Genomic DNA, 13,679 nt, shown 5'->3' on the forward strand with positions numbered 1-13,679 from the left:
GCGAGGGGCCGGTGCGGATCGGCCGGTCCGGCGGTGAGGCCTCCGCCCCTCGACCGGTCGCGGTGTGGTGAGTGCTGTCTCGGCCATGCGGCAAGCCTCGCGACCGCCGCCGGTCCGCCCGGGGCACGACGCCTGCCCCCGGCGGAGTCCTTGCCACTCCTTTGTCCCGGGGGAACGCCCCTGCCACGCCGAAAAGGCCGTGGAGACCGCGCGATCGGCGGTATTCCGCTGCCCGCCATTGCTTTACCTTTCCGTCCGGCCCGTGCCGATCGGCCTGAATCATGCCTCGGTAGGGAATGCGGAAAGGCTTCGCCGCCGCCGTGACGGTGTCGGCGAAAAGCTCAAATCGCGGGTTAGCTTCTCCGACGTGAACAGGCTCATCACCGAAGAGCCCGTGGTGAGACCGGACGGCCGAATTCGGGTCATGGAAATCATCGCGCGCATGAACATCGGCGGCCCGGCCACCCAGATCCTGGGGCTGTGCGAACGGCTGAACACCGAGGAGTTCGACCACCGCCTCTACACCGGGCAGGTCGAGGAGACGGAGGGCGACCGGCTCGGGGACACGGTGGCACGGGTGCACCGCGTCCCCGGTCTGGGCCGTTCGGTCCGGCCCGGCGACGACTGCCGCGCGCTGCTGCGGCTGGCCGCCGAGATGCGGGCCTTCCGGCCGCACATCGTGCACACCCGTACGGCCAAGGCGGGCGCGCTCGGCCGGGTGGCCGCCCGCCTCGCCCGGGTCGGCGCGGCGTGGGGCGGGGGGCGGACCGTGCACGTCTTCCACGGCCACCTGCTGCACGGCTACTTCTCGCCCGCGAAACGCCGCCTCTACGTGGGGGCGGAGCGGCGGCTGGCCGCCATGACCGACCGGCTGGTGACGGTGGGCGCCAACGTGCGCGACGATCTGCTCGCGGCCGGGATCGGCCGTCCCGGGCAGTACGTCGTGATACCGCCGGGCGTGCGGCTGGGCGGGGTGCCCGGCCGCGAGGCCGCCCGCGCGGAGCTGGGGCTTCCACCGGACGCGCCGGTCGTCGCCTTCGTCGGCAGGCTCACCAGGGTGAAGCGGCCCGACCGGTTCCTCGCGGCCGCGCGGGCCGTGCTCGCCCGCCTGCCCGCCTGCCGGTTCGTCGTCTGCGGCGGCGGCGAGCTCACGGACGAGGTGGAGCGGGCCGCCGGCGCCGCACCGGGCGCCTTCCACCTGCTCGGGTGGCGGGCGGACGTCGAGACCGTCTACGCGGCGGCCGACGTCGTCCTGCTCACCTCCGACAACGAGGGCACGCCGCTGACGTTGATCGAGGCCGGCATGGCGGGGACTCCCGTCGTCGCCACCCGCGTGGGCAGCGTCGAGGAGGTCGTCAGGCACGGGGTCACCGGCCTGCTGGCCGCCCCGGACGCGGGCGAACTGGCCGAGCACGCCTTCCGGCTGCTGACCGACCCGGTGCTCGCCCGCCGCATGGGCGAGTCCGCCCGCCGCTGGACGACGGAGTCCTTCGCGGTCGAGCGCCTGGTGGCCGACACCGAGGCGCTCTACCGGTCGCTGTACGCCGCGTCCAGCCCGTCGTCGTTCCCAAGGAGCATCGCATGAGAGTCCTGGTCACCGGAGGCGCCGGGTTCATCGGCGCCAACCTCTGCCGGGCGCTGACCGTCCGGCCCGAGGTCGAGAGCGTCACCGTGCTGGACGATCTGAGCAGCGGGGACCCGGCCAACCTCGCCGACGTCGGGGCCGACCTCGTGACCGGCAGCATCCTCGACCGGGACCTGCTGGCCGACCTCGTGCCCGGCGCGACGCACGTGATCCACCTGGCCGCGCGGCCCTCGGTGCCCCGGTCGGTGAGGGACCCGCTCGCCTCGCACGCCGTCAACGCGACGGGGACGCTGCACGTCCTGGAGGCGTGCCGGGCCACCCGCCCGCACGTGATCCTGGCGTCGTCGTCCTCCGTGTACGGCGACCGCGCCGAGGCGCGCAAGCACGAGGACCTGCCGGCCCGGCCGCTGAGCCCGTACGGCGCGAGCAAGCTCGCCGGCGAGGCGTACGCGCTGGCGTACGCCTCCAGCTACGGCCTCCCCGTGCTGCCGTTCCGCTTCTTCAACGTGTACGGCCCGCTCCAGCCGGCCGGGCACGCGTACGCCGCGGTGATCCCGGCGTTCGTCAGCGCCGCGCTGGCGGGCCTGCCGGTCCCGATCCACGGCGACGGGCGGCAGGCGCGTGACTTCACCTACGTGGGCTCGGTGGTGGACGTCCTCACCGACGCCGCGATCCGCCGGGTCACCAGCGGCACGCCGCTCAACCTGGCCTTCGGCACCCGCGTGTCCCTGCTCCATCTCAAGGACGCCCTGGCCGCCGTCCTCGGCCGGCCGGTCGGGGCGGAGTTCCGGCCGGCCCGCGCGGGCGACATCCGCGAGTCGCAGGCGTCGGCCCGCCTGCTGCTCGACCGGTTCCCCGGCGTCCGGCCGGTGCCGCTGGAGGAGGGCCTCCGCCTCACCGTGACCTGGTTCGAGAAGACGTCCGACGCCCGGAACGCCTGACACACCGCCTTTGCGCACGAAGTCCTATTGCGATCCTGTCCACCTCCACGTGCTGGGAGAAGTCCTTGACCACGTCAAGCGGGAACACCTATCTGATCACGGGCGGGAGCGGCTTCGTCGGATCCCACCTGACCGATGCCCTGCTCGCTCGCGGCGACTCGGTCGTCGTCCTGGACGACATGTCGACCGGCCGTCCGGCCAACCTCGCGCACCACGCGGGTGACCCGCGGCTGCGCGTGGTCCAGGGCTCGGTCCTGGACGAACTCATGGTGGACGAGCTCGTGCACGCGTGCGACGTGGTGATCCACCTTGCCGCCGCCGTGGGGGTGAAGCTCATCGTCGAACGACCGCTCCGCTCGCTGACCACCAACATCCGCGGTTCGGAGATCGTCGTCGAGGCGGCGTACCGCCACCGGCGGAAGACCCTGGTGACCAGCACGAGCGAGATCTACGGGAAGAACTCGGCCGGCCCGCTCCCCGAGGGGTCCGACCGGATCCTGGGCAGTCCGGACGTCGTCCGCTGGGCCTACAGCACGGCCAAGGCGGTGGAGGAGATCCTGGCCAACGCCTACCACAGCGAGCGCGGCCTGCCGACGGTCGTCGTCCGGCTGTTCAACACGGTGGGGCCGCGGCAGAGCCCGGCGTACGGCATGGTCATCCCCCGGCTCGTCCGGCAGGCGCTGGCGGGCGTGCCGCTCACCGTGCACGGCGACGGCACGCAGACCCGCTGCTTCGCGCACGTGCGCGACGTCGTGCGGGCTCTCCTCCTGCTGCTCGACGACGACCGCGCGGTCGGAGGGACGTTCAACGTCGGCTCGAGCGACGAGGTGAGCATCCTGGAGCTGGCCAAGCTGATCGTCGAGCTCACCGGGAGCACCTCCGGCGTCGATCTCGTCCCGTACGCCGAGGCGTACGGCAAGGGCTTCGAGGACATGACGCGCCGGGTTCCCGACACCGGCAGGCTGCGCGCGCTGACCGGGTGGACGCCGGCCCTGTCGCTGGACGACATCCTGCTGGAGACCATCGCCGACGCCCGCGCCGAACTCGCGGCCCCGGGCCGGTGAACGGCGCGACCGTCCTGGCCACCTCGGCAAGCGCCTTCGCCGGCTGCGCGGCGGCGACCCCCGTGATGCGGCGCCTCGCGCTGCGCTGGGGACTCACCGACAAGCCCGGGGGGCACAAGTCGCACCGGCGGCCGACACCCTATCTGGGCGGGATCGCCATCATGCTGTGCACCGTCGTCCCACCGGTGGCGCTCGCCGGCGCGGCCGGCCAGCGGATCGCCGGCATCCTCGTCGGCGCCGTGGCCATGACCCTGCTCGGGCTGATCGACGACGTCGCGCCGCTCCCCCCGCCGACCCGGCTGGCCGTACAGGCGCTGGCGGCCGGGGTGGCCGTGACGAGCGGGGTCGTGGCGCCGGTGACCGGATCCTGGCCGGACGTGCCGATCACCCTGCTGTGGATCGTCGTGGTCACCAACTCGTTCAACCTGCTCGACAACATGGACGGCGCGCTGGGCGCCGTCGCCGTGGTCAGCACCGCGCTTCTCTCTGCCGCCGCCTTCGTGTCCGGGCGTCCGGAGATCGGCCTGCTCCTGGCCGCCCTGTCCCCCGCCGTGCTGGGGTTCCTGCTGTACAACTGGGCGCCGGCGCGGATCTTCATGGGGGACGCCGGCTCGCTGTTCATCGGGTTCGTGCTCGCGTCCTCGACGGCACTGGTGATCACCGGCACCGGGACCGGTACGGCGGTCGCGGGCCTGCTCCTGCCGACCTTCGTCGCGACCGTCGACACCGGGATCGTGCTGCTGTCGAGGCGCAGGGCGGGCCGGCCGCTGCTGCAGGGCGGCTCCGACCACCTCTCGCACCGGCTGCACCGGCTCGGTCTCGGCAAGCGGCCCACGGCCCTCGCGCTCGCCGCGCTCGCCGCCGCCGCCGGCCTGGCCGACCTGGCGATGACGCTGGGCTGGGTCGCGCCGGCCGGCGCGGCGATCGGCGGAGTCGCCGCCGCCTGCGTCGCCGTCGTGCTGCCGCAGCGCGTCCCGGTCTATCCGCCGATCCGTCCCCGGACCTCTATCCGTGTAAGGGGCTGACACCCATGGAACTGCTCTATTACGCGCGGCTGATGCGCAGACACTGGCTGCTTCTGCTGCTCTCGCTGTCGGCGGGAGCGGGAGTGGCCTTCGCCGTGACCACCCACGCCACGCCGCGGTACGTCGCCGGGATCACCATGCTGGTCTCGGCGGACGACCGGGAGGGCAGCCTCTCCACCGCTCTCCAGGCGGGGGCGCTGTCCCAGCAGCGGGTGCAGTCGTACGCCGCCCTGCTGACCAGCCGCCGGGTGGTCGGCCGGGTCGCCGGCGCCGAGGACGTCCGCGAGCTGCGGGACGCCATCTCCGCCAGCGCGATTCCCAGCACCACTCTGCTCCGGGTCACCGTCGCCGACAGCGACCCCGTGCGCGCCGCCCACCGGGCGGACGCCCTGGGCTCGGCGTTCACCCGGGTGATCGACGAGATCGAGCGGCCCACACCCAAGAGCCCGCCCACGGTCCGCGTCACCGTGGTCGACCCGGCGGAGGTCCCGCAGACCCCGGAGTCCCCCCGGCCTCCGGTCGACGTCGCGCTCGGCGCGCTGCTCGCGCTGCTCGCGGCCGTCACGGGCCTCGTCCTGCGCGACCGGCTCGACACCACCGTCAAGACCGCCGAGACGCTGCAGAAGGTCGCCGGCAGTTCGATCCTCGGGGTCATCGGCTACGAACGCGACGCCCGGCGGCATCCGCTGATCCTGCGCGACCAGGGCCGGTCGTCGCGCGCCGAGGCGTTCCGGTCGTTGCGGACGAACCTCCAGTTCATCGGTGTGGACAGGCAGCCCAGGTCGCTCGTCGTGACCAGTTGCCTGCCGGGCGAGGGCAAGTCGTCCACGTCCGCCAACCTCGCGATCACCATGGCCCAGGCGGGCTGGCGGGTGGTCCTGGTCGACGCCGACCTGCGGCGTCCCAGCGTCCCCCGCTATCTCGGCATCGAGGGCGGAACCGGGCTCACCGACGTGCTCATCGAGCGGGCGCGGCTGCACGACGTCATCCAGACGTGGGGGCAGCCGGGCCTTGCCGTGCTGCCCAGCGGCCGGATCCCGCCGAACCCCAGCGAGCTGCTCGGGTCGCGGGGCATGCGCTCGGTGCTGGCCCAGCTCACCGAGGAGTACGACATGGTCATCATCGACGCGCCGCCGCTGCTGCCCGTCACCGACGCCGCCGCACTCGGCGCGATCTGCGACGGCGCGCTGCTCGTCGTGCGGCACGGCAAGACCCGGCGCGAGCAGGTGCTCCGGGCCGGTGAGCTGCTGTCGTCGATCAACGCCCGCCTCGTCGGCACCGTGCTGAACTTCGTGCCCGCCAAGCACGGCTCCTACTACGGCTACGGATACGGGTACGGATACGACTCGGCGGTCCAGGAGGCCGCGCCGGAGACGCCGCAGCCCCAGGCGCCCATACCGGTGTAGCGCCGGCAAAGCAGGGGCGTGGGGCCGCGTCGGGTGACGCGGCCCCACGCCTCACGTATGCGTCAGCACGCGGATCGGGGCGGCGAGCGCGTCCGCGATGCGGCGAGCCGCGGCCCGGTAGGCCCTGCGGGAGCCTCCGTAGGGGTCGGCGATGTCGGGGTGCTCCACCCGGACCAGCCCGCGCAGCGCCCCGGTCTCCTCCAGCAGTGCCCGCGCCCGGCGTACGGGATCTTCGTGGTCCGGCACTCGCCCGGCGGGGAGCGCCCGGGCCAGCGCGCCGAACTCGACGATGGTGAACGCGCGCGCGGCCGCGACGGGATGCAGGGCCACCGCCGCGGCGCGATGCTCGGAGGAGGCCGCCAGCACGAGATCGGCGCCGGTCACCGCGTCGGCGGTGAGCGGGCGCGAGGCGAACCCCTCGGGATCGCCGCCGAGCCGCCGCAGCACCCCGCACGCCCGCTCGGTCATGGGAAGCCCCGGCCTGGCGTGGGTGCCCGCGCTGCCCACGAGGATCGGCGAGCCCGGCCCGAGCGCGGCCAGGGTGAGCCGCTCCGCCATGGCCGACCTGCAGATGTTTCCCGTGCACACGAACAGGATGCGGAAGGTCCCCGAACCCTCCGGCGGATGCGTACGCTCCATGGCCGGGACGCTAGGCCGAGCCCGGCGCGCCACCGCTCGCGGCACGCCGGGCTTTACGGTTCCTGTCGGTTCCCTCGCAGGCGGTTCTCGGGAGGACCGGGTCAGGAGGACCGGCAGCCCCTGCCGTCAGCCGTCACCAGTGTGCGCTGCGGGCGGACGAGCGGCTGCACGGGGACCGCGGGGGCCGCCGCCGAGTACGGTTCGAGCAGGTCGAACTCCAGCGTCCTCGACTGGCCCGGCGCGAACTCGAGCACCTTGGAGTAGACGGGATGGGACCGCTCGGTCTCCGAGTAGAACGAGATCGGCCGGCCGTCGAGCCGGACCGCCGTCGCCTTCGCCCCGAGCCCCGCGTACAACGACACCCACAGCACGTTGGAACCGGCGGCGTGGGGACGGCGCGGGTCGTCGAGCCGGCCGGTGACGTAGGCGGGCAACGGCCCGCGCGGCACGTCGTTGGTCAGCCGGACCCGCACCCGCGAGGTGCGCAGCCCGTCCGGGCGGCACGGGCCGAGCTCGTAGGTGAGCGAGCGGTCCAGGTAGTAGTCGAGCTTGGTGCCGGCCGAGTTGTTCACCACGAGCCCGGCGTACGGCTCGCGCCGCTCGGGCAGCGCCCCGCCGACCGGGGTCGCGGCGAGACGGCGCTGCTCGTCCTCGGCCCGGCTCCAGACGGTGAGCCGGCGCTCGCTCACCATGCGCGCGAGGGCGGGCAGCAACCGCGTGGGCTCCCCCAGCCGGCCGGTCAGCGCCTCGCTGACCGCCCCGGCGATCCTGACCAGGTACTTCTTGCGCTCGCGGGAGTCCGGATAGCGGGCGTAGGCCTCCCGCTCCGTCAGGTCGACCACGTTGCCGGCCGTCACCGTCCCACCGCCGGGAAGCTTCACCGGCCCGATGGCGCCCAGGATGTAGGAGAGGCCGACCGGGTCGGTCGCGACGGCCCCGTCCAGCTCCTGGCCCGTCTGGCGGCGCCACAGTCCGGTCCAGGTGGCCGCGGCGTACGGGAAGTGGGGGGACAGGTTGGACACCGACAGCGTCGTGGTCGCCCCCCGCCCGTAACGGGAGGCGAAGGCGGAGCCGAGGTCGGCGACCGGCTCGGTGCCCGCCGCCATGCCGGTGTCGGCGGACAGCCGGGCGACCGACACCCTGCCGCCGTCGGCCTTCAGGATGCCGAACGCGCCGACGAGGCCGCCGGTGCCGCGGGCCTCGGCGTTGGTCTCGAACGCCAGGAAGTAGCGACGGGGACCGTCAGCGCCGAGCATGGGCGGGAGGAGCGCGGCGGCGTCCGCCCCCTGGCTCAGCATGGCGTGCAGCCGGCCCGCCTCACGGAGCGCCGTCGCGCGCGCCCCGTCCAGGGCCGCCAGCCCCGTCGCCGCCGGGGTGCCCGCCACGCGCGACCTCGCCGCGTCCACGCGGACGGCGCCGTCGCGCAGCACCGGCGCCATCGCGTCGAGGACGGCCAGCGCACGCCGCAGGTCCCCCGGCGCCCGCGCGCCCGCGGACAGCAACGGCGCGGCCGTACGCTCCACCCGGCCCAGCACATCGGTGATGTCCGCGACGGACGCGGCCAGTCCCCGGGTCGTCGCCGCGCCGTCGCCCACCACCGGTAGGTGGGTGAGCAGCGCCCAGTAGGGGCCGCCGGTCAGCCGCCGCGCCTCCGCCGCGTGAGCGCGGGCCTCGGCGAGCGTCGCGGCGACGGAGCGGGCCGGCCCGACGGCGCCCGGCCGCAGCCGGAGCAGGGCGGCCCGCGCCGCCTCCAGATGGTCGCGCGTACTCAGCCCGAGGTGGGCCGCCCAGCCCCCGGCCAGTACGAGGCCGAGGGCCAGCGACGGCAGGCCGACGACGGCCAGCCTGCGAGTTCTTCCACGTGTCACCGGACTACTGCGCCCCGGACCGCCGGGCACCGGTTCTATCCGGCATCGCCGGACCGCCGACGCCACGCGGAAAGCAGGGTGTAGCCGAGCGCGACGACCAGCAGACCCGCCCCGGCGACGGCCACGCCCGCAGGGGCGCCCGTGAAGGGAAGCGGGCCGCCACCGGTTCCGCCGCCCGGCCCGGCCTCCGTGGGAGCCTCACCGGCCGGCGCGCCCGCCATGGGCGGCCCGGCCTCCTCCTCGGGGAAGCCCTCGGACTCCTCCTCGGCGGGCATGTCCTCTTCCTCGTCGGCCTTCTCGTCGGCGCGCTCCTCCGGCACCTCCTCGGACTCGGCAGCACCCGCGGGCAGGGCCTCACTCTGCTGCGCGGCGTTCTGCAGGGGTTGTACCGGGCCGGTCCCCTCGCCACCCGCACCGCCGAGGGGCGCGACGACCGGCTGGACCGGCGCGTTGCCGTTCTTCGTCTCGTTGGTGGTCCAGACGCCGGGGCCGTTCCCGCCCCAGATCGGCTGCCCGCCCCACCAGACCGGCTGGTTGTTGTTGCACGCGTTGCCCTGGCAGACGGGCTGCGCCACGGCCGGCTCGTTCTCCTGCACGGCCGGCGTCACGATCCCCGGGTCCACCACGTTCTCCACGCTGACGGGCCTGGGGGGGTAGACGCCGTCGCCCGACGGCAGCACCGTGAACCCGACGGACTCCGCGGCCGCGGCCCCGGGGATCCCGAGGGCCAGGCCGCCTGCGACCACCGTCGCCAGAAAAATTGGTCGTTTATTTTTTCGCGCCACTTGGACTCCCGATAACGGCCATTCTGCTGATTGAGCATTTGCCCGGATTGCCAGCGACATGTCGCTGCTCGACTGTTATATGCGTCCGGTGGCCGGCCGCTCCGCCCCGGCGCACGGCGCTTACCGAACGATCGCGCAGGGTTCTCGCTTCGTTGACCGGCCCTACCCGGCATCGGTGGAGCGCCGCCGCCGCGCGGCGACGAGGGTGCTGCCGAGCGCGACGGCCAGCAGGCCCGCACCCGCGACGGCCACGCTCACCGGGGCGCCCGTGAACGGAAGCCGGGCGCCGCCCGCCGGGCCGGCCGCGGCGGCCGGCGCGGGACCGGCCATCTCCCCGGGGGTCATGCCGGCCGGAGCCTCGTCCGCCTCGTCAGCCTCGTCCTCGTCGTCCTCGTCGGCCTCCTCCTCGTCGGAGATGTCCTTCTCGGGGAACCCCTCCTCGTCCATCTCCTCCCCGGGCTCCTTCCCGGGCTCCTTCTCCGGGAGTCCCTCCGCGCCGGTCGCCTCCTGCCCGGGAAGCTCCTCCGGCTCTCCCTCGACGGCCGACGCCTTACCGGGGCCCACCGGAGCCTCCGGCCACTGCTCCGCGGTCTGCGTCGCGTTCTGCAGCGGCGCGACCGCGCCTTCGGGCGCACCGGCACCCGCACCGGTGCCCGGGCCGATGGCCGGGCCGATGCCGGTGACGCCGGGGCCCCCCGTGCTGAGACCCCTGCCGAGACCCGTGCCCGCGCCCGCGGCGATGGGCTGCGCGTTGCCCGACTTGGTGTCGTTGTAGGTGTAGGCCAGCGGGTAGCTCCAGCCGCCGACGTTCTGGTTCCAGATCCCGCCGTTGTTGTTACACGTGTTGCCCGTGCAGACGGGCTGCTGCGCGGCCGTTCCCGGCTCGCTCTCCTGCATGACCGGGCTCACGTCGACGTCCTCGCCCGGCTCCTCGGCGTTCTCCAGGGTGACGGGCTCCGGCGAGAGGCCCGGCTCGTCCTCCGCCGGGCCGGCCGGTGACATGACGGTCCGCGCGGCCGCGGCCGCGGGGATCCCGAGCGTCAGGCCACCCGCGACCGTCACCGCCAGAAGAATGGGTAGGGTGTTTTTTCGCGCCACTTTGGACTCCCGATAACGGCGTTCACATAAATGAGCATCTGCCCGGCGACTGTTATAAGTGGCGCCGAAGATCGGCCCGGTCGCGGCGCACGGCACTTACCGAACGATCGGTCAGGGTTCTCGGTACGTTGACCGCGACTCGCTCACCGCTCCCGCGCCCCTGCCGTGACCACCCCTGCCGTGACCGCGCGTGCCAAAGATCGCGTGCCAAAGATTTCGTCAACGCCCCCGCGCGACGGCCGCCGATCGGCACCGGAAGGCGATACTCGGTCCGTGCGCGAAGATGGGGGCGGAGAGGGCGGCGGAGCCGTGACGGCGACCGTCCGGGTGGTCGGCGAGCTGTGCCTGCCCGCCGGGCTGGTCCTGCTGCTGTTCTACGCGTACCTGCTCTGGGGCACCGGCGCGGAGACCGAACGGGAGCAGCGCGTCCTGCAGTCGCGGCTGGGAGAGGTATTCCTGCGGCACGAGGCGCACGGCTCCCCGGGCGGGGCCCGGATCGGCGACGCCCTGGCGCTGCTGCGCATCCCGCGCCTGGGCGCCGGTTACCGGTTCGCCGTCGTCGAGGGCGTCAGCCCCGACGCGCTGCGCAAGGGTCCCGGTCACTACCCCGGCACCGCCCTGCCCGGCCAGGTGGGCAACTTCGTGCTCTCGGGGCACCGCACCACCTACGCCGCGCCGTTCAACCGCATCGACGAACTGCGGCCCGGCGACGACGTCGTGGTGGACGCGCCGGATGCCCGCTACACCTACCAGGTGCGGGGCAAGGAGGTCGTGGACCCCGGCGACCTGGACGTCGTCGATCCCGTTCCGGGCCACCCCGGGCGGCGGCCCACCACCGCGCTCATGACGATGACCACCTGCAACCCCAAGTTCTCCGCGGCGCAGCGCCTGATCGTCCAGAGCGTGCTCGTCCGCCGCGAGGCACGCAATGACTGACCGGGAGATCCCTCGTGTACAGACTCCTCTGGCGGCGGCTGCCCGGCGGCACCCCGCTCCGGCTGACGATCACCGTGCTGCTGACCGGAGCCGTGGTGGCCGCGCTGTGGTACGTCGTGTTCCCCTGGCTGGCACCACGCCTGCCGATGGGATGAGCCTGCCGATGGGATGAGCCTGCAGACGGGGTGAGCCGGCCGCCGGGCTCACGGCACCGCCCGGCGGCCACAGGTGGTCAGAGGGCGGTCAGAGGGCGGTCAGAGGGCGATGCCGAGCAGCGCGTCGGCGACGTCGCGGACCAGCGCGGGTGAGGAGGCGTCGTCACCCTCCCCAGCCGCCCAGGCGTCGATCGCGGCGAGCGCGCCGGGCGCGTCGAGGTCGTCCGCGACCCGCTCGCGAACCGCCGCGAGCACGGCGTCGCCCGCGGGCCCCGCCGGACGCGCCACCGCCGCGCGCCACCGCGCCAGCCGGGCCTCCGCCTCGGTGAGCTGGTCCGCCGTCCACTCCCAGTCGGTGCGGTAGTGGTGCGCCAGCAGGGCGAGCCGTACGGCCATGGGGTCCGTCACCGGCCGCAGCCGGGAGACGAACACGAGGTTGCCCTTGGACTTCGACATCTTCTCGCCGTCGAGGCCGACCATGCCGGCGTGCACGTACGCCCGGGCGAACGGCCACTCGCCGGTCGCCACGTGACCCTCGCAGGCGCCCATCTCGTGATGGGGGAAGATCAGGTCGGAGCCGCCGCCGGCGACGTCGAACCCGGTGCCGAGGTTGCGCAGGGCGATGGCCGTGCACTCGACGTGCCAGCCCGGCCTGCCCCGGCCGAACGGCGAGTCCCAGGAGGGCTCGCCGGGCCGCTCGGCCCGCCACAGCAGCCAGTCGAGCGGGTGGCGCTTGCCCTCCCTGCCCGGATCTCCCCCGCGCTCGGCGAACAACGCGAGCATCGTCTCCTCGGAGTATCCCGAGACCGCGCCGAACTTCGGCGCCGCCGTGACGGAGAAGTAGACGTCGCCGTCGATGTCGTAGGTCGCGCCGCGCTCGGTCAGCCGGCCGATCACCGCGGTGATCTCGTCGATCGTCTCGGTGACCCCGACGTACTCACGGGGCGGCAGGATCCGCAGCGCCTCCATGTCGGAGCGGAACAGCTCGATCTCGCGCTCGCCCAGGGAGCGCCAGTCGGTGCCGGTCGCCGCCGCCCGCTCCAGCAGCGGGTCGTCCACGTCGGTGGCGTTCTGCGTGTAGTGCACGTCGTGGCCCGCGTCGCGCCAGGCCCGGTTCACGAGGTCGAAGGCGAGATAGGTGTTGGCGTGCCCGAGATGCGTGGCGTCGTACGGCGTGATGCCGCAGACGTACATCCGGGCCTCTCCTGTGGGGGCCGTCTCCCGCACCTCTCGGGCGGCGGTGTCGTACAAACGGAGCGGAAGGCCCGGACCAGGCAGCCTGGGGACATTCGGAGCAGACCACGATCGCATGGTGTGCAGCCTATCCGCGCGCCCGACGACGCCGGCCGGGCGGCCTGCCCCGGGACGTGTCGATCTCGTGCCAGGTGGAGGGGTCGTCCGGCTGGGGGCAGAAGTCGTAGCGCAGCCCCTCCGGGGCCAGGGCGACCAGCGTCACCGACAGGCTCGCGAAGATCCGCCCGTCCGGGAGGCGCCGCCGCACGATCAGGGCCCGGGGGTCGTCCCAGGCCACCGCGCCTCCCACGGCGTCCCCCGCCGTGCCCTCTGCCGCGCCCTCTGCCGTGCCGCCCGCCGTGCCCCCCATTCCGGCGCCGGAGGCCGGGTCCAGCCACTCCCCCCAGAAACGCTCCGTGGAGCCGCCGGCGGTCCACTCCGGCCGGGCGGCGCGGGCGAACCGGGGCCGGAACCAGGCGGTCCGCGGGTCACTGTCGGACCGGTCCCAGCCCGTGTTCACGATCATGTGAACGCCCCCGGGCAGCTTCTCCTCGGCGAGTCGTTCGCCGTCCCAGCTCCACAGCCGCACGCCGTCGAGACCGCCGAGGACGAGGTGGAAGGGGTCGTAGCGGAACAGGTCGACCGGCGGCAGCTCCCCCGCCTCGGCGGCCAGCAGCGGCAGCTCGCCGCGGGATCGGCGCCCGGCCGCGGGGGCCGCCGTTCCCTCGCCGTTGAGCAGCGCGGCCACGCGCCGCTCCGCCGGGCCGGCGGCCAGCCAGGTGCCGCCCGCCTCCAGGTCGCGGCCCCCGACCAGCCCGGGGTGATCGGGCCAGTGCCGGTCGGGCGACATCCACGGCCGCGTGACGAACTCGTCACGCACGCCCACCAGGAGCACCGGTGTGCCGGCCTCCGGGTCGACGCTCACGATGACCGTACACAATGCG

General features: G+C 74.1%; 13 protein-coding genes. 7 read left to right on the forward strand and 6 right to left on the reverse strand.

The genetic code is table 11. The features are described 5' to 3' along the window. Positions 1-424 precede the first annotated feature (424 nt). The 5 genes from Mam01_RS12740 to Mam01_RS12760 all read left to right on the forward strand — a co-directional run bounded on the left by Mam01_RS12740 (position 425) and on the right by Mam01_RS12760 (position 6,021). Positions 425-1,585: a glycosyltransferase gene (locus Mam01_RS12740; RefSeq protein ID WP_239101258.1), complete on the forward strand. Its 1,161-nt coding sequence runs from the start codon at positions 425-427 to the stop codon at positions 1,583-1,585. Beyond that, complete coding sequence (locus tag Mam01_RS12745) at positions 1,582-2,526, forward strand: NAD-dependent epimerase/dehydratase family protein (RefSeq protein ID WP_204285562.1); 945 nt, start codon at positions 1,582-1,584, stop codon at positions 2,524-2,526. Before Mam01_RS12740 ends, Mam01_RS12745 begins: the two co-directional genes overlap by 4 nt. Before the next feature lie 65 nt (positions 2,527-2,591). Next, the gene (locus tag Mam01_RS12750; protein ID WP_204285563.1) at positions 2,592-3,590 is read left to right on the forward strand and encodes an NAD-dependent epimerase/dehydratase family protein; all 999 of its coding nucleotides are present in this window, start codon (positions 2,592-2,594) and stop codon (positions 3,588-3,590) included. After that, complete coding sequence (locus Mam01_RS12755) at positions 3,587-4,615, forward strand: MraY family glycosyltransferase (RefSeq protein ID WP_204285564.1); 1,029 nt, start codon at positions 3,587-3,589, stop codon at positions 4,613-4,615. Before Mam01_RS12750 ends, Mam01_RS12755 begins: the two co-directional genes overlap by 4 nt. Positions 4,616-4,620: 5 nt before the next feature. Next, the gene (locus Mam01_RS12760) at positions 4,621-6,021 is read left to right on the forward strand and encodes a tyrosine-protein kinase domain-containing protein (protein ID WP_204285565.1); all 1,401 of its coding nucleotides are present in this window, start codon (positions 4,621-4,623) and stop codon (positions 6,019-6,021) included. Positions 6,022-6,072: 51 nt separating this feature from the next. Here the strand turns inward: Mam01_RS12760 and Mam01_RS12765 are convergent, their stop codons facing one another. From Mam01_RS12765 to Mam01_RS12780, 4 genes are all read right to left on the reverse strand, one after another. After that, on the reverse strand, positions 6,073-6,660 hold the full coding sequence (locus tag Mam01_RS12765; protein ID WP_204285566.1) for an arsenate reductase/protein-tyrosine-phosphatase family protein: 588 nt from the start codon (positions 6,658-6,660) through the stop codon (positions 6,073-6,075). Between the two features lie 101 nt (positions 6,661-6,761). After that, positions 6,762-8,528, reverse strand: a complete 1,767-nt coding sequence (locus tag Mam01_RS12770) for a DUF4012 domain-containing protein (protein WP_204285567.1) — start codon at positions 8,526-8,528, stop codon at positions 6,762-6,764. A 35-nt stretch (positions 8,529-8,563) separates the two neighbouring features. Further along, on the reverse strand, positions 8,564-9,274 hold the full coding sequence (locus tag Mam01_RS12775; RefSeq protein ID WP_204285568.1) for a hypothetical protein: 711 nt from the start codon (positions 9,272-9,274) through the stop codon (positions 8,564-8,566). 201 nt (positions 9,275-9,475) lie between these two features. Then, a complete protein-coding gene (locus tag Mam01_RS12780; protein ID WP_204285569.1) occupies positions 9,476-10,375 on the reverse strand; it encodes a hypothetical protein in 900 nt (299 codons plus the stop codon). Positions 10,376-10,684: 309 nt separating this feature from the next. Here Mam01_RS12780 and Mam01_RS12785 point away from each other — a divergent pair, with 309 nt between their 5' ends. Next, positions 10,685-11,347: a class E sortase gene (locus tag Mam01_RS12785; protein WP_239101259.1), complete on the forward strand. Its 663-nt coding sequence runs from the start codon at positions 10,685-10,687 to the stop codon at positions 11,345-11,347. 14 nt (positions 11,348-11,361) lie between these two features. Then, on the forward strand, positions 11,362-11,502 hold the full coding sequence (locus tag Mam01_RS12790; RefSeq protein WP_204285570.1) for a hypothetical protein: 141 nt from the start codon (positions 11,362-11,364) through the stop codon (positions 11,500-11,502). A gap of 99 nt (positions 11,503-11,601) precedes the next feature. Here the strand turns inward: Mam01_RS12790 and mshC are convergent, their stop codons facing one another. Then, positions 11,602-12,813: a cysteine--1-D-myo-inosityl 2-amino-2-deoxy-alpha-D-glucopyranoside ligase gene (mshC, locus tag Mam01_RS12795; RefSeq protein ID WP_204285571.1), complete on the reverse strand. Its 1,212-nt coding sequence runs from the start codon at positions 12,811-12,813 to the stop codon at positions 11,602-11,604. Positions 12,814-12,823: 10 nt separating this feature from the next. Beyond that, positions 12,824-13,660, reverse strand: a complete 837-nt coding sequence (locus Mam01_RS12800) for an NRDE family protein (RefSeq protein WP_307820004.1) — start codon at positions 13,658-13,660, stop codon at positions 12,824-12,826. Between the last annotated feature and the right edge of the window lie 19 nt (positions 13,661-13,679).

Source organism: Microbispora amethystogenes, from assembly GCF_016863015.1.
GTDB lineage: Bacteria > Actinomycetota > Actinomycetes > Streptosporangiales > Streptosporangiaceae > Microbispora > Microbispora amethystogenes.

Bases quoted from the DNA above. Each gene is read 5' to 3' on its own strand.
- Mam01_RS12740 (WP_239101258.1), top strand. From the start codon at position 425: ATGGAAATCATCGCGCGCATGAACATCGGCGGCCCGGCCACCCAGATC.
- Mam01_RS12745 (WP_204285562.1), top strand. From the start codon at position 1,582: ATGAGAGTCCTGGTCACCGGAGGCGCCGGGTTCATCGGCGCCAACCTC.
- Mam01_RS12760 (WP_204285565.1), top strand. From the start codon at position 4,621: ATGGAACTGCTCTATTACGCGCGGCTGATGCGCAGACACTGGCTGCTT.
- Mam01_RS12765 (WP_204285566.1), bottom strand. From the start codon at position 6,660: ATGGAGCGTACGCATCCGCCGGAGGGTTCGGGGACCTTCCGCATCCTG.
- mshC (WP_204285571.1), bottom strand. From the start codon at position 12,813: ATGCGATCGTGGTCTGCTCCGAATGTCCCCAGGCTGCCTGGTCCGGGC.